This is a genomic window from Lysobacter sp. DMC104, assembly GCF_056313665.1.
The window spans coordinates 368,319-390,192 of sequence record NZ_JBQUZW010000002.1; the positions used below are offsets into that span (position 1 = coordinate 368,319).

General features: G+C 70.6%; 24 protein-coding genes and 1 riboswitch. Of the genes, 12 read left to right on the forward strand and 12 right to left on the reverse strand.

The window, feature by feature from the left end; all coding sequences use genetic code 11:
• Nucleotides 1-64: 64 nt before the first annotated feature.
• The 3 genes from ACT53R_RS04585 to ACT53R_RS04595 are packed head-to-tail and all read left to right on the forward strand — an operon-like array spanning nt 65 to nt 1,982.
• Nucleotides 65-772 (forward strand): YceI family protein, encoded by a 708-nt coding sequence (locus ACT53R_RS04585; protein ID WP_476170654.1) that lies wholly within the window; start codon nt 65-67, stop codon nt 770-772.
• On the forward strand, nt 769-1,386 hold the full coding sequence (locus ACT53R_RS04590) for a cytochrome b (protein ID WP_476170655.1): 618 nt from the start codon (nt 769-771) through the stop codon (nt 1,384-1,386). Before ACT53R_RS04585 ends, ACT53R_RS04590 begins: the two co-directional genes overlap by 4 nt.
• A gap of 14 nt (nt 1,387-1,400) precedes the next feature.
• Complete coding sequence (locus ACT53R_RS04595) at nt 1,401-1,982, forward strand: YceI family protein (RefSeq protein ID WP_476170656.1); 582 nt, start codon at nt 1,401-1,403, stop codon at nt 1,980-1,982.
• Nucleotides 1,983-1,989: 7 nt separating this feature from the next.
• On the opposite strand, the gene ACT53R_RS04600 is transcribed toward ACT53R_RS04595, so the two are convergent.
• Nucleotides 1,990-2,544, reverse strand: a complete 555-nt coding sequence (locus ACT53R_RS04600) for a hypothetical protein (RefSeq protein ID WP_476170657.1) — start codon at nt 2,542-2,544, stop codon at nt 1,990-1,992.
• Nucleotides 2,545-2,558: 14 nt separating this feature from the next.
• The gene (locus ACT53R_RS04605) at nt 2,559-2,813 is read right to left on the reverse strand and encodes a glutaredoxin family protein (RefSeq protein ID WP_476170658.1); all 255 of its coding nucleotides are present in this window, start codon (nt 2,811-2,813) and stop codon (nt 2,559-2,561) included.
• Nucleotides 2,814-2,904: 91 nt separating this feature from the next.
• Here ACT53R_RS04605 and ACT53R_RS04610 point away from each other — a divergent pair, with 91 nt between their 5' ends.
• Entirely contained in the window at nt 2,905-4,287 is a 1,383-nt protein-coding gene (locus tag ACT53R_RS04610; protein ID WP_476170659.1) for an L-serine ammonia-lyase, read from the forward strand.
• 232 nt (nt 4,288-4,519) lie between these two features.
• Nucleotides 4,520-6,724, forward strand: coding sequence for a putative bifunctional diguanylate cyclase/phosphodiesterase (locus ACT53R_RS04615; protein ID WP_476170660.1), 2,205 nt, complete (start codon nt 4,520-4,522; stop codon nt 6,722-6,724).
• On the opposite strand, the gene ACT53R_RS04620 is transcribed toward ACT53R_RS04615, so the two are convergent.
• From ACT53R_RS04620 to metX, 3 genes are read right to left on the reverse strand one after another with little or no spacing between them, the layout of a single operon-like run.
• Nucleotides 6,712-7,836, reverse strand: a complete 1,125-nt coding sequence (locus ACT53R_RS04620) for a Rossmann-fold NAD(P)-binding domain-containing protein (RefSeq protein ID WP_476170661.1) — start codon at nt 7,834-7,836, stop codon at nt 6,712-6,714. The genes ACT53R_RS04615 and ACT53R_RS04620 overlap by 13 nt on opposite strands.
• Nucleotides 7,833-9,062, reverse strand: coding sequence for an O-succinylhomoserine (thiol)-lyase (locus ACT53R_RS04625; RefSeq protein WP_476170662.1), 1,230 nt, complete (start codon nt 9,060-9,062; stop codon nt 7,833-7,835). The genes ACT53R_RS04620 and ACT53R_RS04625 overlap by 4 nt, the downstream gene beginning before the upstream one ends.
• The gene (gene metX / locus ACT53R_RS04630; RefSeq protein WP_476170663.1) at nt 9,059-10,102 is read right to left on the reverse strand and encodes a homoserine O-succinyltransferase MetX; all 1,044 of its coding nucleotides are present in this window, start codon (nt 10,100-10,102) and stop codon (nt 9,059-9,061) included. The genes ACT53R_RS04625 and metX overlap by 4 nt, the downstream gene beginning before the upstream one ends.
• A gap of 86 nt (nt 10,103-10,188) precedes the next feature.
• A riboswitch (SAM riboswitch) is annotated at nt 10,189-10,320 on the reverse strand.
• A 120-nt stretch (nt 10,321-10,440) separates the two neighbouring features.
• Here metX and ACT53R_RS04635 point away from each other — a divergent pair.
• Nucleotides 10,441-11,580 carry an NHL repeat-containing protein gene (locus ACT53R_RS04635; RefSeq protein ID WP_476170664.1) on the forward strand — a complete coding sequence of 380 codons (1,140 nt, stop codon included), beginning with the start codon at nt 10,441-10,443 and terminating at the stop codon, nt 11,578-11,580.
• A 5-nt stretch (nt 11,581-11,585) separates the two neighbouring features.
• Entirely contained in the window at nt 11,586-12,485 is a 900-nt protein-coding gene (locus ACT53R_RS04640; RefSeq protein WP_476170665.1) for a M23 family metallopeptidase, read from the forward strand.
• Between the two features lie 12 nt (nt 12,486-12,497).
• Here the strand turns inward: ACT53R_RS04640 and ACT53R_RS04645 are convergent, their stop codons facing one another.
• Nucleotides 12,498-13,040 carry a DNA-3-methyladenine glycosylase I gene (locus tag ACT53R_RS04645; RefSeq protein WP_476170666.1) on the reverse strand — a complete coding sequence of 181 codons (543 nt, stop codon included), beginning with the start codon at nt 13,038-13,040 and terminating at the stop codon, nt 12,498-12,500.
• 181 nt (nt 13,041-13,221) lie between these two features.
• Here ACT53R_RS04645 and ACT53R_RS04650 point away from each other — a divergent pair, with 181 nt between their 5' ends.
• The 3 genes from ACT53R_RS04650 to ACT53R_RS04660 all read left to right on the forward strand — a co-directional run bounded on the left by ACT53R_RS04650 (nt 13,222) and on the right by ACT53R_RS04660 (nt 15,649).
• On the forward strand, nt 13,222-14,838 hold the full coding sequence (locus tag ACT53R_RS04650) for a peptide chain release factor 3 (RefSeq protein ID WP_476170667.1): 1,617 nt from the start codon (nt 13,222-13,224) through the stop codon (nt 14,836-14,838).
• 4 nt (nt 14,839-14,842) lie between these two features.
• On the forward strand, nt 14,843-15,331 hold the full coding sequence (locus ACT53R_RS04655; protein ID WP_476170668.1) for a hypothetical protein: 489 nt from the start codon (nt 14,843-14,845) through the stop codon (nt 15,329-15,331).
• A 75-nt stretch (nt 15,332-15,406) separates the two neighbouring features.
• Nucleotides 15,407-15,649, forward strand: a complete 243-nt coding sequence (locus ACT53R_RS04660) for a hypothetical protein (RefSeq protein WP_476170669.1) — start codon at nt 15,407-15,409, stop codon at nt 15,647-15,649.
• 64 nt (nt 15,650-15,713) lie between these two features.
• On the opposite strand, the gene ACT53R_RS04665 is transcribed toward ACT53R_RS04660, so the two are convergent.
• Nucleotides 15,714-16,328: an aspartyl/asparaginyl beta-hydroxylase domain-containing protein gene (locus ACT53R_RS04665; protein ID WP_476170670.1), complete on the reverse strand. Its 615-nt coding sequence runs from the start codon at nt 16,326-16,328 to the stop codon at nt 15,714-15,716.
• A 24-nt stretch (nt 16,329-16,352) separates the two neighbouring features.
• A complete protein-coding gene (locus ACT53R_RS04670) occupies nt 16,353-16,976 on the reverse strand; it encodes a sulfotransferase family 2 domain-containing protein (RefSeq protein WP_476170671.1) in 624 nt (207 codons plus the stop codon).
• 111 nt (nt 16,977-17,087) lie between these two features.
• Here ACT53R_RS04670 and trhA point away from each other — a divergent pair, with 111 nt between their 5' ends.
• The gene (gene trhA, locus ACT53R_RS04675) at nt 17,088-17,732 is read left to right on the forward strand and encodes a PAQR family membrane homeostasis protein TrhA (protein WP_476170672.1); all 645 of its coding nucleotides are present in this window, start codon (nt 17,088-17,090) and stop codon (nt 17,730-17,732) included.
• Between the two features lie 14 nt (nt 17,733-17,746).
• Here the strand turns inward: trhA and ACT53R_RS04680 are convergent, their stop codons facing one another.
• The 4 genes from ACT53R_RS04680 to mtgA all read right to left on the reverse strand — a co-directional run bounded on the left by ACT53R_RS04680 (nt 17,747) and on the right by mtgA (nt 20,835).
• Nucleotides 17,747-18,211, reverse strand: a complete 465-nt coding sequence (locus tag ACT53R_RS04680; protein WP_476170673.1) for a BLUF domain-containing protein — start codon at nt 18,209-18,211, stop codon at nt 17,747-17,749.
• Nucleotides 18,212-18,581: 370 nt separating this feature from the next.
• Entirely contained in the window at nt 18,582-19,022 is a 441-nt protein-coding gene (locus tag ACT53R_RS04685; RefSeq protein WP_476170674.1) for a CBS domain-containing protein, read from the reverse strand.
• Nucleotides 18,982-20,019 (reverse strand): glycosyltransferase family 2 protein, encoded by a 1,038-nt coding sequence (locus ACT53R_RS04690; RefSeq protein WP_476170675.1) that lies wholly within the window; start codon nt 20,017-20,019, stop codon nt 18,982-18,984. Before ACT53R_RS04690 ends, ACT53R_RS04685 begins: the two co-directional genes overlap by 41 nt.
• Nucleotides 20,020-20,070: 51 nt before the next feature.
• On the reverse strand, nt 20,071-20,835 hold the full coding sequence (mtgA, locus tag ACT53R_RS04695; RefSeq protein ID WP_476170739.1) for a monofunctional biosynthetic peptidoglycan transglycosylase: 765 nt from the start codon (nt 20,833-20,835) through the stop codon (nt 20,071-20,073).
• A gap of 108 nt (nt 20,836-20,943) precedes the next feature.
• Between mtgA and hslO the strand changes: the two genes are divergently transcribed.
• A complete protein-coding gene (hslO, locus tag ACT53R_RS04700) occupies nt 20,944-21,867 on the forward strand; it encodes an Hsp33 family molecular chaperone HslO (RefSeq protein WP_476170676.1) in 924 nt (307 codons plus the stop codon).
• Nucleotides 21,868-21,874: the final 7 nt, after the last annotated feature.

Here is a 21,874-nt window from a genome sequence, read left to right on the forward strand (position 1 = left end):
GCGGACGGGCACATCCTGCGACATGGCCTAGAATCCGGCAAACCCGACGCGGAGGTCTCCGTCGATGCCATCCATCGCCCGTTCTGTCCGCCGCCCGATCCTGTCCTTCCTCGCCGGCCTGCTGCTGGCCGGCCACGCCCATGCGGCCGAACCCGCGCACTACCGCCTCGATCCGGTGCACACGCGGGTGCTGTTCGCGATCGAGCACGCCGGTTTCTCGCATGCGCTGGGCACGGTGTCGGGCAGCACCGGCACACTGGACTTCGATCCCGACGACTGGACCACCGCGCGCCTGCACGCCAGCGTCCCGCTGGCCCGCGTCGATCTCGGCGACGACGCGTGGAACCGGGCCGTGATGGCCGGCAACCTGCTCGACGTCGCGCACTTCCCCGTCGCCGAGTTCGTCTCCACCGCCGTCGAACCGCTCGCGCCCGACCACGCCCGCGTGCACGGCACGCTGACGCTGCACGGCGTTTCGCGCGCGATCGTGCTGGAGGTGACGTTCAACTCGCTCAAGCGCCACCCGCTGCCGCCATTCCGTCGCACCGTCGGGTTCTCGGCGACCGCCACGCTCAGCCGCAAGGCCTTCGGCATCGACGCCTGGCCGACGGTGATCGGCGACGCGGTCGAGCTGCGGATCGAAGCCGAAGCCGTGCGCGCCCGCGCCGACGGCAGCGACGACGACGCAACCGAATCGCCCGACGCTGCCTCTGTTCCGGCAGCGGCTTCCGCCGACACGCCTTCCGACTCCGACACGGACTCCACGCCATGACCCTGAAGAACACCGCCGACCGCTGGGGCGCCATCAGTCAATTACTGCACTGGACGATCGCCGCCCTGATCCTCTACATGGCCTATCTCGGCCTGACCATGGGCGATCTGCCCAACGGGCCCGGCAAGATCCAGACCTATGCGCTGCACAAGTCCATCGGCATCACCATCCTCGGGCTGGCGGCGCTGCGGCTGGTGTGGCGGCTGTACGCAGGCTCGCCCGCGCACGTGGCGGGCACGCCCGCGTGGCAACTGCGCATCGCCGGTGTCACCCATCTCGCGATCTACGGGCTGCTGTTCGCGATCCCGATCAGCGGCTGGGTGCTGAACTCCGCAGCCGGTTTCCCGCTGCAGTGGTTCCACCTGGTGAACCTGCCGCACATCGTCGAACGCAACCACGACCTGCACGAACTGGCCGAGGAAGCGCACGAACTGATGTTCTGGGCGCTGGCGCTGCTGGTCGTGATGCACGCCGGCGCGGCGTTCTACCACCATCTGTTCCAGGGCGACGCCACCCTCGCGCGGATGCTGCCCAAAGGCTGGCTGAAGACCGGCACGACCGGCGCAACCGATGCGCCTCCGGCCGCCTCTGGTGGCGACACCCCCGCCGAATGACCCCTTCAGGAGCCATGTCCATGCTGCGCACCACGCTGTCCGCCCTCGCCATCGCCGCTGCGCTCGTCGCGCCGGCCTTCGCCGCCGACTACACCCAGGCCGCCGGTTCCAGCCTGACCTTCACCGGCAAGTACCAGGGCGAGGCCTTCAACGGCCGCTTCCCCGGCTTCGGCACCGCGTTCTCGTTCGATCCGGCGAAGCTGGCGACGGCGAAACTCGACGTCGTCATCCCGCTGGCCACCGCCACCGCGGGCAATCCCGACTACGACAGCGAACTGCGCGGCGGATCGTTCTTCAACAGCGGCAAGTTCCCGCAGGCGCGCTACACCGCGACGAAGTTCCGCAGCCTCGGCGGCAACAAGTACGCCGCCGACGGCGTGCTGTCGCTGCGCGGCGTCGCCAAGCCGGTGACGCTGACCTTCACGTGGACGCCGGGCGCGAAGCCGGTGCTCGCCGGCACCGCGGTGGTGAAGCGGCTGGACTTCGGCGTGGGCAGCGGCGACTGGGCCGATACCGGCGTGATCCCGAACGAGATCCAGATCGCGACCAAGGTGATCTTCCAGCCGAAGCCGGCAGCAGCGCCGGCCGCGCACTGAGCCCGCGTCACTGCGTGCCGGGCGGCACCGGCTGCAGGCGGTAGACGAACGCGCCGAGCATGTCGCCGGCGCGTTTGCGCTTGTGGCAGCCGAGGCATTCGTCGCCGGCGCGGATCGCACCGGTGACGCGCAGGCCCTTGCCGTCCGGCACCACCACCAGGCGTTCGCCCGCGTCGAGCGCACGCAGCGCCTGGCGCTCTTCGTCCGTGATCGGGCGGCCCGGGCCGCGCTGCAGCGGTGCCTGCTTTGCGGGCCGGTGGAACACGTCCATCGACATGCCGCCGCCGAACACGCGCGGCGGATCGTGCTTCGCCACGCCGATGAGTTCGAGACCGAACACGAACCAGGGCGTGTCGGCAACGGGCCGGCGCAGCACCCGCGCCATCGCCGGCAACCGGGTCTGGCCGAAACCTTCGCTGTCGATGAACGCCAGCACGAAGTCATCGTGCATGCGCAGCAACGCAGGCGACGGAGCCGGCGCCTTCGGTCCGGCGGCCACGGCGCCGGCCAGCATCGCCGGCAACAGGCACGCGGCCGTGAATCGCAGGCATGCGGCGGTCATGCGCCGATGCCGGTTCATTTGCCGACGCCCGTGCCGCCGGCCCAGTCCGCGACCATCGCCGCATCGAACGGCCAGTCGAGCTCGGCGCCGTCGTCGCGCCGCAGCACCGGCAGGCGATGGCCGTAGGCGGCTTCCAGCGCCGCGTCGTCGTCGACGAACACGCTGTCGAACTCGGGCAGGCGCGCCTGCGCCAGTACGCCGATCGCGCGATCGCACAGATGGCAATCGTCGCGCTGGTACAGCAGGAATCCCGACTTGCGAGCCACCATACGCCGCCGTCCCTGTCGCAGGAGTGATGGGGCATAGAATAACGCCCCGCCGCGCCGGCACCCGCCGCGCACCGTCTTCCGGAGCCGCCGCATGGCCGTCAGCACGTTCGACCTGTTCAAGATCGGCATCGGTCCGAGCTCCTCGCACACGGTCGGGCCAATGCGCGCCGCCTGCCGCTTCGTCACGCACTGGCTGGACGAAGCCGGCGACCTCGCGCGTGTTGCGCGGGTGCGCGCCGAGGTGTTCGGCTCGCTGGCGCTGACCGGGCGCGGCCACGGCACCGACAAGGCGGTACTGATGGGGCTGGAAGGCCACTGGCCGAACGAGATCGACCCCGACCTCATCCCGGAAGCGCTGGCGCGCATCCGCGGCGAGAAGCGGCTGCACCTGCTGGGCCGGCACGCGATCGACTTCGACGAGAAGCGCAACCTGATCATGAACAAGCGCCAGAAGCTGCCGTTCCACACCAACGGCATGCGCTTCTCCGCCTACGACGCCGCGGGCGCCGAGATCGCCACGCGCGACTACTACTCCGTCGGCGGCGGCTTCGTCGTGAACCAGGACGAAGCCGCCGAAGACCGTATCGTCGCCGACACCACCGAACTGCCGCATCCGTTCCGCAGCGGCGCCGAACTGCTGGCGCAGTGCCAGCGCAGCGGCCTGAGCATCGCCGCGCTGATGTTCGCGAACGAGCGTGCGTGGCGCGACGACGACGCCATCCGCGCCGGCCTGCGCGAGATCTGGGACGCGATGCAGTCGTGCGTGCGCCGCGGCATCCGCGAGACCGGCACCCTGCCCGGCGGGCTGCACGTGACCCGGCGCGCGCCCAGCCTGCAGGCGGAGCTGTCGTCGCGCCCGGAAGCGGCGATGCGCGACCCGCTGACCGTGCTCGACTGGGTGAACCTCTACGCGCTGGCGGTGAACGAGGAAAACGCCGCCGGCGGCCGCGTCGTCACCGCGCCCACCAACGGCGCGGCGGGCATCATCCCGTCGGTGCTGCATTACTACGACCGTTTCTGCGCCGGCGCCAACGAACAGGGCGTGTTCGACTTCCTGCTGACCGCCGCCGCCATCGGCATCCTCTACAAGGAAAACGCCTCGATCAGCGGCGCCGAGGTCGGCTGTCAGGGCGAGGTCGGCGTGGCCTGCTCGATGGCCGCCGCCGGCCTCACCGCCGCGCTCGGCGGCACTCCGGCGCAGATCGAGAACGCCGCGGAAATCGGCATGGAGCACAACCTCGGCCTGACCTGCGACCCGATCGGCGGGCTGGTGCAGATCCCGTGCATCGAACGCAACGCGATGGGCGCGGTGAAGGCGATCAACGCCTCGCGCATGGCGCTGCGCGGCGACGGCGAGCACAAGGTCAGCCTCGACAAGGTGATCCGCACCATGCGCGACACCGGCCGCGACATGCAGGACAAATACAAGGAAACCAGCCGCGGCGGACTGGCGGTCAACGTCATCGAGTGCTGAGCCGCGGGGACGGGCAATCGCGCACGGCGGCCGGGTCGGCCGCAGACGGGGGGGCGACGATCGGTTTTGTCTATTGCGCCGGGCACCCGCCCCCAGCGCACCCGGACGGCTTGGCAGCGGCGCCGGCTTGGCGCATTCTGACCGTCGAGCCGTTCTCCCCCGTCGATGTCCGCCCCCGCGGACGTCCATCCGTCTCGCCCGTCCCTTTCCGCGACCACCGGGAGATGCCGTCGTGCTGCGAGTGCTGTGGCTGTCGGGCCTGTACCTGCTCGGCGTCTGGTACGCGGGCGTGTTCATGCGAACGCCCGAGGACGTCACCCTGTTCTGGCCCGCGGCCGGGGTCGCATACGCCGCCGTCGTCCGCTACGGACCGCGCTGGGCCCTGTTCATCCCGCTGCCCGTCGTGCTGGCCCACCTGCTGTGGGAACCGGTGCCGGTGCTGTTCCTGCCGTTCTCGGTGATCAGCAACGTGATCGGCACGCTGGCCGGCGAACGCGTGTTCCGCGCGCTGTCGGAGGGCCCGGTGCGCATCGGCGTGCGCAACGGGCTGGCGCTGCTGTGCGGCGCCAGCGTGGCCTCGATGCTGGCGGCGCTGATCGGCGGCAGCGGCATGCTCGCGACCGGCATGGCCGACCCGGGCACCTTCTGGCCGACGTTCGCGCAGTGGAGCATGGCCGACCTGCTCGGCATCGTGTCGCTGACGCCGTCGGTGCTGCTGATCACCCAGCCCCGCCCGCGCGACATCACCGGCGGCCTGCCGCCCGGCGAGCCACGCCGGTTCGAATACGTCCTGTGGGCGTGCTGCGCCGCGCTGTTCGGCGTGTTGTTCTACCTGCTCAGCCTGCGCGTCAGCCTCTACGCGCTGGGCATCAGCACGCTGCCGCTGGCACTGCTGGTCTGGACGGCGCTGCGTTTCCCACCCTCGTGGACCGTGCTCGGGACCGGCGTGATCGTGGTGACGCTGACCAGCCTCACCGGCCTGGGGCTGATCGGTTTCCGCGCACCGGCCGCACCGCTCGACGCCGCGTTGCTGCTGGTCTTCCTGTGCGTGTTCGCGTTCATCCCGCTGATGCTGCTGGCGGCGGTGATCGAGCAGCGCCAGGCCAACCGCCGCGCGCTGCTGCGCGCCACCACCGATGCCGCCACCGGGCTGCCCAACCGCTCGGCGTTCATCGACGCGCTGGGCCGCGCGCTGCAGCCACGCGATGCGGTCGGCGGCGTGGCCTACCTCGACCTCGACCACCTCAGTGTGATCAACGACACCTCCGGGCATGCCGCGGGCAACGCGGTGATCCAGGCGGTCGGTTCGCTGCTGCGCACGCTGGTGGGTCCGGAAGGCCAGGTCTTCCGCATCGGCGGCGACGAATTCGCGCTGCTCGTGCATGGCGACGCCGAGACCGTGCGGCAGCGTGCCGAGGCCGCGCGCGCGGCGATCGAACGCTACCGCGTGGGCTGGCAGGACCAGGGGCTGAACGTCACCGCCAGCCTCGGCGTGGCGACGTTCGCGGCCGGCCGCACGCACCTGTTCGACCTGCTGTCGCTGGTCGACAGCGCCTGCTTCGCCGCGAAGGAACTCGGCGGCAACCGCATCTGCGTGGTCGGCAGCTCGCCCGGCGAACTGGAAGCGCGCAACGAAGCCATGCGCTGGGCGGTGCGGATCCGCGACGCGCTGGAGCACGGCTGGTTCGAGCTGTACTGCCAGGCGATCTCGCCGCTGGGCGACGAACCCGTGACCGGCCGCGCGATCGAACTGCTGCTGCGCATGCGCGACCCCGATACCGGCCAGGTGCTGACGCCGGGCGTGTTCATCCCGGCGGCCGAACGCTTCCATCTCGGCGTGCGCCTGGATCGCCACGTGATCGAACTGGCGCTGGGCTGGTTCGAGCGCCGGCCGGACGCGGTCGCGGGGCTGCGCCGCTGCGCGATCAACCTCACCGCCGCGTCGATGGTCGACGAACCGTTCCGGCGCTTCCTGCTCGATCGCGTGCGCCGCAGCAGCGTGCCGCCCGGCAAGCTGTGCTTCGAGATCACCGAAAGCACGGCCGTGCGCGACCTGGCCGAAGCGCAGTCGCTGATCGACCAGTTGCGCGCGCTGGGCTGCCGCTTCGCGCTGGACGATTTCGGCACCGGCTTCTGTTCGTTCAACTACCTGCGCGCGCTGGATGTCGACTATTTCAAGATCGACGGCAGCTTCGTGCGCGGACTGGAAGACTCCGCACTGTCGACCGCGATCGTGCGCTCGATCACCGACATCGCTCACGTGCTCGACAAGCGCACTATCGCCGAGCACGTCGAGACCGCCACCACCTGCGTGACCCTGCGCGCGTTGGGCGTCGACTTCGCGCAGGGCTTCGCGCTGCACCGCCCGGAGCCACTGGAAAGCTTCTTCGCACCGGCACGCGCGGTCGCCGGCGGCACGGAGCGTCATTCGATCTGAGGCGAGCGCCCGCGCACGATCGCCAGCGCGTCGTCCAGCATCGCGGCGGCGGTGACGTCGGCACCCGCGCCGGGGCCCTGGATCACCAGCGGCTGCACGCGGTAACGGTCGGACCAGATCGCGACGCGGTTGTCGGTGCCGGCGCCGCCGGCGAGCGGATGGTCGGCCGGCAGCGCTTCGAGGCCGACGCGCGCGCGGCCGTCCTCGAGTCGCGCGATGAAGCGCAGTTTCTCGCCGCGTTTGTACGCATCGGCGTAACGCTCGCGCAGCGGGGCGTCGAGCTGCGGCAACGCGGCGTCGACATCGGCCGCCGCGAGCGCAGCCAGTGCCGGCGGCACCAGTGAATCGACCGCAACATCGCCCGCCTCCAGCGCAACGCCGGCCGCGCGGGCGAGGATCAGCAGTTTGCGGCGCACGTCCTCGCCGCTGAGGTCTTCGCGCGGATCGGGTTCGGTGTAGCCGGCCGCGCGCGCCTGGCGCACGAAACCCGAGAACGGACGCAGGCCGTCGTAATGGTGGAACAGCCACGCCAGCGAGCCCGACAGCACGCCGGCGACGGCATGGATGCGGTCGCCGCCGGCCTGCAAGGCGCGCAGTGCGTGCAGCACCGGCAGGCCGGCGCCGACGGTGGCGCTGTCGCCGTAGCGCGCGCCGCCGATGGTCTGCGCGTGGCGGATCGCGCGCCAGCGCGCCAGCGACGTGCCTTGCCCCAGCTTGCAGGCGGTGACGACGTGCAGCCCGCGCGCCAGCCATTCGGCGTGGCGGTCGGCAACCGCATCACTGGCGGTGGCGTCGAGCACGATGCGGACGCCGTCGTCGCCGAGGCGCGCCGGCAGGTCGTCGAGCGACATCGCCGGACCGGAGACGGCACGGCGCGATGCGCGCAGGCGTGCACCGACGCAACTGTCCGGACGGAACCACGTGCGCGAATTCGCGACGTGCACCAGCGACAGCGCCGCGGCGGGCGCGATGTCGGGCGTCGCTTCCCACGTCGCCAGCCGTTCCAGCACGGCGCGGCCGACGGTGCCGGTGCCGAGCAGCGCGATGCGCGCCGGCGCCGGGGCGGTGGCCGCCGCGACCGGCGACGAGGCGGGCGCGACGGCGGCGTTCATCGCGTGCCCAGTTTCTGCGGCCGCACGATGTCGGCGACGGCCGCGGCGCGATCGAGCGCGGCGGCGAGGTCGGCAACGAGATCATCGGCGTGTTCAATGCCCACCGACAACCGCACCAGCCCGTCGGAGATGCCGGCCGCGGCGCGCGCCTCGGCGGTCATCGCCGCGTGCGTCATCGTCGCCGGATGCGCGACCAGGCTTTCCACGCCGCCCAGCGATTCGGCCAGCGTGAACAATTGCAGGCCGTCGACGAAGGCGCGCACGGCCGCCTCGCCGCCTTCGAGTTCGAGGCTGAGCATCGCGCCGAAACCGCTCTGCTGGCGCGCGGCGACCGCGTGGCCCGGATGCGAGGCCAGCCCCGGGTAGTGCAGCGCGCGCACCGCGGGATGGTCTTCGAGCAACGCGACGATCGCCTGCGTGTTTTCCTGATGCACGCGCAGGCGCGCATCCAGCGTGCGCAGGCCGCGCAACGTGAGGAAGCTGTCGAACGGCGCGCCGGTGAGGCCCAGCGCGTTCGCCCACCACGTCAGCTGCGTGCCGGCCTCGGCGTCCTTCGCGATCACCGCGCCGCCGACGACATCGCTGTGGCCGTTGATGTACTTCGTCGTCGAATGCAGCACGTAGTCGGCACCGAACGCGATCGGCGTCTGCAGCGCCGGCGAGAGGAAGGTGTTGTCGACCACCGCCAGCGCGCCGGCGGCGTGCGCGGCCTCGATCACGAAACGCAGGTCGGTGATGCGCAGCAGCGGATTGGACGGGGTTTCGATCCACACCACCTTCGGCTGCTGCGCCAGCGCATCGGCGAGTGCGCGCGGATCGGTGAAGTCGATGGTGATCAGCTCGAACGCGCCCTTCTTCGCCAGCGCGTTGAACAGGCGCCAGCTGCCGCCGTACGCGTCGTGCGGCACCACCAGGCGATCGCCCGGCGACAGCAGCGCGTGCAGCAGCAGGGTAATCGCCGACATGCCGGTGGAGGTGACCACCGCGGACGCGCCGCCTTCCAGCGACGCCAGCGCCTCGGCCAGCAGGTCGCGGGTGGGATTGCCGCTGCGGGTGTAGTCGTACTGCCGCTTCTCGCCGAAGCCGGCGAAGCTGAAGTTGGACGACAGCACCAGCGGCGGCGTGACCGCGCCGAAGGCGGTGTCGCGATCGATGCCGGCGCGCACGGCACGCGTGGCGGACTGCGGGCGGGAAGCGGCGACGTCGCCGTCGAAGTGCGCGCTCATGCCGCACCTCCGCAGGCGTCGAACGCAGCGGTGTCGAGGGTCTCGCGCACGAGTCCGGCGATCGCCGCGGTCTCGACCAGGAACGCGTCGTGGCCGACCTTCGAGCGCAGCACGCGCAGCGTGCCCTGCGGCAGCGCCGCGGCCAGCGCGGCGAGGTCTTCCTGCGGCACGAGGCGGTCTTCTTCGATCGCGACGACCGTGGTCGGCACCGCCACCGCGGCCGGATCGACGCGGTGCAGGTCGATGGATTCGGACAGACGCAGGAAGGCGGTCGGCGAGGTGCGCGCGACCCACGTGGCGGCGCAGTGTTCGAGGTAATCCTCGGCGGCGACGCGGACGCGGCCGTGGGCGACGGCGGGCGCGTCGTCGAAGCGCTCGGCGAATTCCTCCGGCGTGCGGTAGCTCAGCATCGCCAGCTGCCGCGCAAGGGCGAGGCCCTGCGCTTCGTCGCACTGCAGCTGGCCCAGCGCCACCGCCTGGCGCTGCAGCGCACGCCACGCGCTGGCGAAGGGATGCGCGCGATGCGCGCCGCTGATCGCCAGCAGCCGGCCGACGCGGCGCGGATGCCGCGCGGCGAACTGCAGGCCGACCATCGCGCCGTAGGAACTGCCGAGGAACGCGGCGACGCGGGCGATGCCCAGCGCGTCGAGCACCGCGGCGAGCGCATCGGCCTGGTCGGCGCTGTCGATCACCGCGTCCAGCGTGCCGTCGGCGCCCAGCCAGTCGATGGCCAGCACGCGCACGCGGCGCAGGTCCAGCCCGGCGCCGTTCTGGCCTTCCCACCAGCCGGCCTCCGGAAAGGCGGCGCTGGAGACGACGTGACGGTGCGCGGAGATGCCGCCGGCGGCGATCACCACCGGCGCATCGGCCGGGCCGGCCAGTTCCCAGGCGATGCGCAGGTCGCGCTCGCCGGCGTGGCGCAACGGCAGGCGCACGGGCAGCCGGCCGCGCAGGGCATCGGTGGCGTCGTCGGGAACGAAGGGCGCGTGCGGCGTGCGACAGGCATCGGACGCATCGGCGAAGGCGGGGGCGAGGGACATGGCGGCGGTCTCCGGGGAAGGGGCCCATCGAGCCCGCGGGGAGACCGAAAACTGCTGAGCGCACGGCATGACGCAGCCGCTGCGCGCAACCATCTTCCGGTGGACCGACAGGTCCCCGCAGGAATTGGCACCTCGACGGCTGCGTGCGCTCCGCGCTCGCTGCCATCAGGTTGCCCCGGCGTCTTCGGGCCTGTCCCTCAGCCGGATCTTGATGGATGCAGGCAGCTTGCCCGAGCCTTTTCCGGATGTCAATCGCTTTATCCGCATGAAGCGATGGCCTCGCATGGGACGAAAGTCGAAGCTGTGACGGACGCCGGCCATCGGCGATACTCGCGACGATGCAGATCCCGACGTCCGCGCCCAGGCGCCTCCTGTTCCCGACCACCCTCCTCGCCTGCCTGCTGGCCGGTTGCACCGCCGCCCCGGCCCGCCAGGCGACCGCCACCACGGACGCTGCCCCCGACCTCGGCGGCGTGCGCGTGGCCGAGGCCTACGTGTCCGCGCCGCAGCCGGGCGAGGAACTCGATTCGATGACCACCTGGCGTGCACCGGACGGCGCGCAGTGGCTGATCACTTCCGCCAAGTCGATGCACCGGCTGGTGGTGTTCGATGCCGACACCGGCGCGCGCCTGCGCGACTTCGGCGGCAAGGGCACGGAAGACGGCCGGTTCAAGCGCCCGAACGGCGTCGCCGTCGCCGGCGACCGGCTCTTCGTGGTCGAACGCGACAATCACCGCGTGCAGGTGCTGTCGCTGCCCGACTTCCGCCCGCTGGGCACCTTCGGCCAGGGCGAACTGCGCTCGCCTTACGGCCTGTGGCTGACGCCCGCGGCCGACGGCTCGGTCGACCTGTTCGTCACCGACAACTACATGCTGGGCGAGCATTTCGACGTGGTGCCGGCACTGGCGACGCTGGACCACCGCGTGCAGCACTACCGCGTGCGCTTCGGCGCCGACGGCCGGGCGGAGGCGGCCGCGGTGGCGCATTTCGGCGCCACCGACGAGGCCGAGGCGCTGAAGATCGTCGAATCGATCGCCGGCGACCCGGCGCAGTCCCGGCTGATGATCGCCGACGAATCGCTGCCGCATTCGACCCTGCGCGAATACACCTTCACCGGCCGTCCGACCGGTCGCCGCATCCCCGGCGAACCCTTCGCCTACGAGGCCGAAGGCGTGGCGCTGTGGGCCTGCCGCAGCGACGCCAGCAAGGATGGTCCGGTCGCGCGCGGCTACTGGGTCGCCGTCGACCAGTCGGCGGACCGCACCGTGTTCCATCTGTTCGACCGCCGCACGCTCAAGCGCATCGGCAGCCTGCATGGCGACACCGTGGCCGCCACCGACGGCATCGCGCTGCGCACGACGCCCAGCCCGCGCTTCCCGTACGGCGCGCTGTTCGCGATGCACGACGACCTCTCGGTCGCCGCGTTCGACCTGCGCGACATCGGGGCCGCGCTGAAGCTGGACACGCACTGCTTCTGACCACGATGCGCCCGCTCGCCCGCGCACTGCCGTGGTGGCCGGTCGTTGCCGGGCTGGCCATCGCGGGCGCGGCACAGGCCGACGACTTCTACCGCTGGCGCGACGGTGGCCTGCATCGCGATCCGCCGCCGGCATCGACCGCCGCGACGTCGCGGACCGATGCCGCGATGCCTCCGGTGACGCTGCGCTTCGAGCCGCACAGCGACGCGATCGAGGCCTGGGTCGACAACACGCTCGGCGGGCCGGTCGAAGTGGAACTGCACCAAGTGGAGCCGCGCCCGGTGCGCGGCCGCATCGCCGGCGCCGAGCCGCCGCTGCCGGTACGCGCCCTCGTGCCGGCGCGGCAGCAGCGCCGCATCGCCCGATTGCCGCCCGACACCGATGCCCGCTTCGCGCTGACCGCCATCCGCGGCGCGCCGGATGCGCATCCGGAGGACGTGGAGTACGGCTTTCCGCTGGAGACCGACGCCTTGCGCGTCGAGCAGGGCTGGGGCGGCGGGTTCAGCCATCGCGATGCCGAAAACCGCTACGGCGTCGACTTCGCCGCGCCGTCCGGCACGCCGGTGCGCGCCGCGCGCGCCGGGGTGGTGATGGAAGTCGAGAACGGCTTCGACGGCGGCGGACGCGATCGCGCCAACGACCTCGGCCGCGCCAACTTCGTCCGCATCCTCCACGCCGACGGCACGATGGCGCTGTATGCGCACCTGCAACGCGGCGGCCTGCGCATGCGCGTCGGCCAGCGCGTGTCCACGGGCGAAACGATCGGGCTGGTCGGCGCCACCGGCTTCGCCACCGGGCCCCACCTGCATTTCGCCGTGCAGGCCAATCGCGGCCTGCGGCTGGAGGCGATCCGCTTCCGCATGCTCGGACCGCAGGGGATCCTGCGCTTCACCGAAGCGCCGTGAGCGACGCAGGCGTCAGCCTTTTGCGCGCGCGGCGGTGATGCGCACCGCCACCGGGCAATCGGCGCGATGCGCGCCCGGCAGGTAGCCCAGGCTCATCAGGAACTCGCCGACGATCTCGCCGCCGGTGAAACGGAAGGTCTTGCCGAACAGCTTCACCCACGCCACCTTGTCGCGCGGCCGTCCGTCGAGGACGACATGTGCGTCCAGCCACTCGGCGAAGCCGCCGTGCGTGGCGCGGAAGCCGCGGATCACCTGCGCGTTGTGGATCGCCGCGTTCACCTTCAGCCGGTTGCGGATGATGCCGGCGTCGGCCAGCAGCCGGGCGCGGTCTGCGTCGCCGTAGGCGGCCACGAGGTCGACGTCGAACCCGTCGTAGGCGCGGCGGAAGCCCTCGCGCTTCTTCAGGATCGTCTCCCAGCTCAGCCCGGCCTGGTTGATCTCGAGGATCAGCCGCTCGAACAGCGCCGCCTCGTCCCGGGTCGGGAACCCGTATTCGTGGTCGTGGTAGGGCCCGTGGACGGGATGGCCGGGGGCGATGTCGCAATAGGCGCTCATGCCGCGCAGGATACCGCCGGCTGCTGACAGCGAATGTCCGTAGGGCGGGTCTTGACCCGCCGTAGCGCCGTTTTCGTGCAATGGCGGGTCAAGACCCGCCCTACGGCGTGGGACTGGAGGCCAACCGCTATAATCCCGCCCTTCCCTTCGCTCCCCGGGCGCCGTGCGGCGCCGTTGCCGCATGTCCGAACTCCTCACCGAAGTCGCGCGCGAGACCGCCCGCCGCCGCACGTTCGCGATCATCTCGCACCCCGACGCCGGCAAGACCACGCTGACCGAGAAGCTGCTGCTGTTCGGCGGCGCGATCCAGATGGCCGGCTCGGTGAAGGGTCGCAAGGCCGCGCGCCACGCGACGTCCGACTGGATGGCGCTGGAAAAGGAGCGCGGCATCTCGGTGACCTCGTCGGTGATGCAGTTCCCGTACGAGGACCGCATCGTCAATCTGCTCGACACCCCCGGCCACGCCGACTTCGGCGAGGACACCTATCGCGTGCTGACCGCAGTCGACTCGGCGCTGATGGTCATCGACGTCGCGAAGGGCGTCGAGGAGCGCACGATCAAGCTGATGGAGGTGTGCCGCCTGCGCGACACGCCGATCATGACCTTCATCAACAAGCTCGACCGCGAAGGCAAGCCGCCAATCGACCTGCTGGACGAAGTCGAATCGGTGCTGGGCATCCAGTGCGCGCCGATCACCTGGCCGATCGGCATGGGCCAGCGCCTGAAGGGCGTGGTGCATCTGCTGACCGGTGAAGTGCATCTGTACGAAGCCGGCCGCAACTTCACGCGGCAGGATTCCACCATCTTCCCGTCGATCGACGATCCCGCGCTGGAAGCGAAGATCGGCGCGCAGATGCTGGCCGAACTGCGCGAGGAACTGGAACTGGTCGAGGGCGCGTCGCATCCGTTCAGCCTCGACGCCTACCTGTCCGGCAAGCAGACGCCGGTGTTCTTCGGCTCGGCCGTGAACAACTTCGGTGTGCAGCTGCTGCTGGACTTCTTCGTCGAGCACGCACCGTCGCCGAAGCCGCGCGCCACCACCGGCCGCGACGTCGCGCCGACCGAGGAAAAACTCACCGGCTTCGTGTTCAAGATCCAGGCGAACATGGACCCGCAGCACCGCGACCGCGTCGCGTTCATGCGCGTGTGCTCGGGCAAGTTCACTGCCGGCATGAAGACCTTCCATCCGCGTACCGGCAAGGAAGTGAAGCTCGCCAACGCGCTCACCTTCATGGCCAGCGACCGCGAGATCGCCGAGAGCGCGTATCCCGGCGACGTGATCGGCATCCACAACCACGGCACGATCTCGATCGGCGACAGCTTCACCGAAGGCGAGAACCTGTCGTTCACCGGCATCCCGAACTTCGCGCCGGAACTGTTCCGCCGCGCGCGCCTGCGCGATCCGCTGAAGCTCAAGCAACTGCAGAAGGGCCTGGCGCAGCTGTCGGAGGAAGGCGCGACCCAGTTCTTCCGGCCGCTGATGAGCAACGACCTGATCCTCGGCGCGGTCGGCATGCTGCAGTTCGACGTCGTCGCGTACCGGCTGAAGGACGAATACGGCGTCGACGCCTCGTTCGAGCAGGTGCAGGTCGCCACCGCGCGCTGGATCCGCTGCGACGACGCGAAGAAGCTGGAGGAATTCCGCGACAAGAACGCGATGAACCTCGCGCTCGACGCCGCCGGCCAGCTGGTCTACCTCGCGCCGACGCGGGTCAACCTGCAGCTCGCGCAGGAACGCGCGCCGGCGGTGACCTTCCTCGCCACGCGCGAGCACGCGCAGGCCGTCGGCATCGACTGACGCCATGCTCGCGTCGCTCCGCACATGGCTGCGCTACTTCCTCGGCAAACGCAGCGAGGTGGCGCAGATGGACCACAAGGACGCCTACATGGCGAAGGTCGTCCTCGACATCCACCGCAAGCGTCGCGACAAGCGCATCGTCCTGGTGCCGCTGGCGAAGCTGGCGCCGATCCACCGCATCGACCGCGAGAACGCGCTCGCCGCCACCCGCGCCCGCACCGACGCCCTGCGCGCGCATCGCGACGCGCTGCTGGCCACGCGCACGCTCGACGGCGCGGCGCTGCAGGCGATCATCCCGTCGGTGTCCGCCATCAAGGTCGTCGCCGATGGCGACCGCTGGCTGGCGTTCGAGGGCAACGGCCGCCTGTACGCGATGCGCGAGGTCTTCGCCAACGACGACGGCATGCAGGTGGAAGTCGAGGAGTACCTGTTCGCGGACGACCGCAGCATCCGCCGGCGGTTGAACCGGGTGCGGCGGCTCAACCGGCTCTGACCGCCTTCCCCGCCCCGGCGGGCTCCGCTACGCTAGCCCTGCTCCGAACGGGGGCACGCACACTGGGGAACCGCCATGCAATACATCGGATCGATCCTGACGCTGATCGGCGCCATCTGGATCGTGGTCAACGCCTTCAAGAAAGATGGTGCCCTTCCCGGCATCCTCTGCCTGATCTGCGGCTTCTACACCATCTATTACGGCGCGAAGAACTTCGCCGAGAACAAGATCCCGCTGATCCTGTTCCTCGTCGGCATCGCCATCAGCGTCAGCGTCGGCTACTCGATGGGCGCACAGGCGGCTGCCGCCGGCATGTGATCGCCTCGCCGGCCATCGCGTTCGAACGGACATCCGGCTTCGGCCGGATGTTTCGTTTCCGGGCTCAGGCTCCGCCCGCCAGCACCCGCGACAACCAGTCCGGGGGCGGCTGGTCCGGATCGAAATACTCGAAGATCAGGTGGATGCGGTCGGTGTCGCCATCGTTCTTCACCGCGTGCACGCCCATGTTGTTGACCTCGGCGGCCTCGCCTTCGGGCATGTGGTAGCCGGTGCCCTCGACGTAGAACGTGACCTTGTCGTTGGTCAGCAACGGCACGTGGATCTTGTGCGGCCACTTCGCCGCGGCGTTGGCGTCGCGGTGCGGCTTGATCTCGCCGCCGGGGGCCATGCGCGCGAACATCACCCGCGGGAATTGCCCGTTGGCGTAGCCGTACGGCGCGACGGCCTGCTGCAGCACCGGTTCGATCAGCGCCTTCCATTCGGCCCAGGCCGGGCGGTCGTGCGAGCTGCGCCAGTCGCGCACGCTGTCGACGAAGCGGAAGACGATGTGCCGGGTCTTGTCCAGCGCCTCGAAGCGGTTGGGCTTGGTCGCGTTCTCGGCGTCCCACACGGCTTCGGGCAGCGCCAGCACCGCGGCCTTCAGCGCGGTGATGTCGACCGGGCCGAGCCGGCGGATCGTGGTGGTCTTGCGCGGGTTGGCGTAGGGATCGTGGGCCATGGCGGCGGGCTCGTCCGACAGGATTCAGAAGGTGTAGCCGAAGCGCTCGAGGTCGCCGCGATACAGCTCGGCGACGCCGTCGATCAGCGCCTGGTCGTAGTACTGGCGGTAGTCGCCGCGACGCGAGCTGTTGACCTTGTCCAGCGCGCGCGACGGGATGCCGATGCGCGCGCAGACCGCGTCGTAGTCCTCCTGCATGCGCTCGACCCGGCCGACGATGTCCATCTCGATCTCACCGGCATCGTTGGTCAGCAGCGTGTACTGCGGCTGGAAGTGGACGTGGTCCATCGGTCGCACCTCGAACAGGATGCGACGCATCGTGCCCTGCGGGTCACGCTCGAACGCGCCGTGCTGGCGGGTCATGAACGCGCAGTAGGACACGAAGCGGTCGAACGGATTGCGCACGAAGGTGAACTTGCAGTACGTGTCGCAGACGTCATCCCCGAGATACGGCCGCACCTGGCGCACGCTGAGGTGGCCGTGGCGGATCTGCGCGATGGCGTCGAACGGGAAGCGCTTCTCGACGAACAGGCCGACCTGCTCGATGTCGTCCGGCCCCAGGTGCTCGCGCAACGCCTGCCGCACCGAGTGCGTGCCGGTTTTGGGCATGGCGACGAAGATGTAGCGGTGCAGGTGTGAGACGATCATGGCCAGGGCGACACGGAACCGCGCCCATGATCGCACAGCCGTCGACCGTCCCTCCCCCCGGTTCGGAACCACTGGAATGTTTGCACTAGCTCGCACGGGCATGGTCCCCCGATGACCGACCGCATCGAAACCCTCCGCGAGGAGATCGCCAGCGCGCTGACCCACGGGCTGGGCGCGGCGGCAGCTCTCGCCGGCGGCGCGGTGCTCATCACCCTCGCCGCGCTGTACGGCGACGGCTGGCAATTGAGTGCCGCGATCGTCTTCGGCATCACCCTGCTGCTGCTCTACACCGCCTCGACCCTGTACCACGCGATCCAGCACCCGACCGCGAAGGGCCGGCTGCAGATCTTCGACCACTGCGCGATCTACCTGCTGATCGCCGGCACCTACACACCCTTCACGCTGATCGGCCTGCGCGGCACGGTGGGCTGGTGGCTGTTCGGGATCATCTGGGCGATCGCGATCTTCGGCGTCATCTTCAAGCTGTTCTACACCGGCCGCTTCCACCGCCTCTCGACGCTGCTCTACATCGCGATGGGCTGGCTGATCGTCTTCGCCGCCAAGCCCGCGATGCAGGCGCTGGACGCATGGACCTTCGGCTGGCTGCTGGGCGGCGGCGTGGCCTACACCTTCGGCACGTACTTCTACCACCACCCGCGGCTGCCCTACGCGCACGCGATCTGGCACATGTTCGTGATCGCCGGCAGCGTCTGCCACTACATCGCGGTGATGGCCCAGGTGCTGTCGGGGCGCTGAGCCCGAGGCCGCGCTCAGCGCAGCACGATGGCGTCCCGCGGCGCCTTTTCGGGTTGATCCGCGACCCAGCGGCTCCAGTGGGACAGCACCAGCGACAGCGCTTCGGAACGATGCAGGCTGGCGCGGGTCAGCGGCATGGCCGACGCCCATTCCGCGTTGGCGATGGCCTGGAAGGCGTTTTCCGGCGCCTCGCAGAAGCCCATGTACCACGACGCGAACAGCCGCTCCGGCTGCGGGCCGTCGAGCAGCACCCTCAGCGAATGGTGCCGCGGCGAGGCGATGATGCGGGCATGCACGCGGTTCACGGCATCCTCGTCACCCTCGAAATACTGGAAGAACCGGCCGGCATGGTGGAACAGCACACCGGTGACGCCGACCATCGCGTTGAACCTGCGGGCGCCTTCGAGCAGTGCCACGAGGTCCGCGGCGGGCATCGGGAAGGCGACGCTGGTGTAGGCGATGCCGTGGACGTCGGACATGGGCCCTCCTGGGGGAATGGGGCAGGCACCCTGGCCGCCCGGGCACGCGGGGCGCATCCATCACGATCAATGCCATCGATCGCCGGCCATCGGGCGTCGATCATGCACGCGTGAACCCGCTCGTGTCGATGCGGAAGTGACGATCCTCGAAATCGACGCCGCGCTCCGGGCCTCGTCGTCCGGCAAGGGGCAAGCGATGCCGGCGGCACACCGGATCACGCGCGGCGCGGCCTGCGCCCGATGCACGTCCCGTGCGGTCGTGCGCTGGCAGCAGGCGACGATGTGCAGGCGGTCGGCGCGCACTGCGTGCCCGCCCCTGCCGATGCCGAACCGAAATGCCGGCCGCCGCGGCAACCGGCGCAGCGGCCGATCAGCTCGCGATGTAGCGCTGCAGCTGGTCCAGCTCCACGCGCTGGTCCTCGATCACCGCCTTCACCAGGTCGCCGATCGAGACCACGCCGATGACGTCGCCCCCGTCGACCACCGGCAAGTGGCGGATGCGGCGCTCGGTCATCACCTGCATGCAGTGGTCGGAGGTGTCGTCGGGGTGCGTGGTCACGACCTGTGCGGTCATGATGTCGGCCACCGGCGTGGACGAGGACGCGCGCCCCTGCAGCACGACCTTCCGGGCGTAGTCGCGCTCGGACAGGATGCCGACCAGCCGCGGCCCGGCCATGACCAGCACGGCGCCGACATGACGCTCGGCCATCAGGCGGATGGCGTCGAGGACCGGGGCTTCGGGCGGGATGGCGTGGACCGCGGGGATGCGGTCAGCGGACTTCGCTTCCAGGATCTGACGGACGGTGCGCATGCTGCGGCTCTCCTTCAGGGGCGATGTCGCCCAAGGATACGCCCGCCGCGTACGGCAGGTGCCCCGCCGATCGGTCGAGGAGATACAGCGGCCGCTGCTTGGATTCCTCGTACAGCCGGCCGAGGTACTCGCCGATCATGCCCAGCGCCATCAGCTGCACGCCGCCCAGCAGCAGGATCACGGTCATCATCGTCGGCCAGCCGGCGACCGGATCGCCCCACAGCAGCGCCTTGACCACGATCCACGCCGCGTAGACGAACGCCAGCGCGGCGGTCAGCAGGCCGAGGTAGGTCGCCACCCGCAGTGGTGCGGTGGAAAAGCTGGTCACGCCTTCCAGCGCGAAATTCCACAGTTTCCAGGCGTTGAACTTGCTCCGCCCGGCCAACCGGGCCTCGCGGCGATAGGGAATCGCCACCTGCCGGAAGCCGACCCAGCCGAACAGGCCCTTCATGAAACGGTGGCGCTCGCGCAGCTGCCGCAGCGCCGCCAGCGCCCGCGGCGACAGCAGGCGGAAATCGCCGGTGTCGGCGGGGATGGGCGTCTTCGACAGCCGCTGCATCACCCGGTAGAAGCCGTGGGCGGTGGCACGCTTGAACCAGCCCTCACCATCGCGGGCGGTGCGGGTGCCGTGGATATCGTCGTAACCCTCGCGCCACTTCGCCACGAACCGCGGGATCAGCTCCGGCGGGTCCTGGCCGTCGGCGTCGAGGATCAGCGCCGCGCCTTCCCGCACGAGGTCCAGACCGGCGGTCAGCGCGGCCTCCTTGCCGAAGTTGCGGCTCAGGCGCAGCGCGGACACCCGCGGGTCGGCGGCGGCCAGCGCCTCCAGCACCGCCCAGGTGCCATCGCGGCTGCCGTCGTCGACATATAGAAGGTGTCCCTCGATGCCGTCGCCGGCCAGGCCGTCCAGCACCGCCGCCAGCCGCGGGTGCAGCAGCGGCAGGGTGTCCGCCTCGTTGAAGGCGGCGACGACGACGGTCAGGCGATCGGCAGGCATGGCGGGAGTGTACGGCGCGGCGGTCGACGGGCGGCGTCGACCGTCGCGCGGTCAGTCGAACGCGAGGTAGCCGGGCCCGCCCAGCGCGCGCATCTGGCGCTGGATCGCCGCGCTGCGCCGCTGCACGTAGGCACCGGGCTTGGCGACGCTGTACTTGCGCGGATTCGGCAATACCGCCGCCAGCCGCGCGGCCTCGGCCGGGGTCAGCGCCGACGCGTCCTTGCCGAAGAACCGTCGCGACGCCGCCTGCGCGCCGTACACGCCGTCGCCGTACTCGATCACGTTCGCGTACATCTCCATGATCCGCGACTTCGGCCACATGGCCTCGATCAGCACCGTGTACCAGACCTCCAGCCCCTTGCGCACCCAGCGGGTCAGGCCGCTGCCGCGCCACAGGAACAGGTTCTTCGCCAACTGCTGGCTGATGGTGCTGGCACCGCGGACCTTGCGGCCCTTGGCGTTGTGCACGCGCGCCTTCTCGATCGCCTCGAAATCGAAGCCGTCGTGGAACGGGAAGCGCTGGTCCTCCGCCGCCACCAGCGCCAGCGGCAGCTGCTTCGAGATGGCGTCGGCATCGCGCCAGTCGTAGGCCAGCGCGAAGCCGCGGTCGCCCTCGCCCCAGGCTTCCACGTAGCGGCCCACCATGAACGCGGTCAGCGGCGGATTCACGAACCGCAGCACCGCCACCTGCAGCACCGTCACCGTCACGAAGATCAGCGGCAGCCACAGGAACAGCCAGCGCCACCAGCGCACCCGGCCGCGCGCGCGCACTACCGGCGGTGCGCCGGGGTTTGAATCCTCGTCCGCATGCCCCATCTTCTGCGTCATTCCCCACCCTTCGGAACCCTGCGCCGGATCGCGGACCCGGTGCGCCTGCAACGGCGCATTATCGGTCATCGCGTGACCGCCCGGCTCTATGCCCCCATGACCCACCAGAACGACACCCCCGACGCCCTCGTCCGCTTCCTGCTCGAACAGGCCGGCGTGCGCGGCGTCCACGTCCGCCTCGACCGCACCTGGGCCGAGATCCGCGAGCGCGCCGATCCGCCTGCCGCCACCCTCGGCCTGCTGGGCGAAGCGGTCGCCGCGGCCGCGCTGTTCACCGGCCACGTCAAGGTGGACGGGCGCCTGTCGGTGCAACTCCGCGGCCAGGGCGCACTGCGCACGCTGTTCGCCGAATGCACCGCCGGCGGCACGTTGCGCGGCATCGCCACGCTCGCCGAGGACGCCGATCCGGACGAGGCCCCGCCGGCCGGCGACACCCTCCGCGCCCTCGGCCCGGACGCACTGCTGGCGATCACCATCGAGAATCCCGGTGCCCGTGGCCAGGACCCGGCCCGCTACCAGGGCCTCGTCGGCCTCGACGCGGACCACCTGTCGGCCGCGTTCGAGGCCTACTTCCGGCAGTCCGAACAGCTCCCGACCCGGCTGCTGCTGGCCGCCGACGGCGACCGCGCCGCCGGGCTGATGCTGCAGAAGCTCCCGGGCGACGCCGGCGATCTCGACGGCTGGGATCGCGCCAGCATCCTGTTCGACACGCTGTCCGCGGCCGAACTGCTGGCGACGCCGGCGGAGGTCGTGCTGCACCGGCTGTTCCACGAGGACGGCGTGCGCCTGCTGGGCGAGCGCCCGCTACGGTTCGCGTGCTCCTGCTCGCGGGATCGGGTGTCGGCCATGCTCGAGTCGCTGGGCGAGGACGAATCCCGCGAGGCCGCCGCCGGCAACGACGGACTGGTCGAGGTGCGCTGCGAGTTCTGCGGCGAGGCCTACCGCTTCACCGGCGACGACCTCGACGCCCTGTTCGCCCGCCGCCCGGCCGCCTGGGCGCCCTCGGACCGCCTGCAATGACGACCCT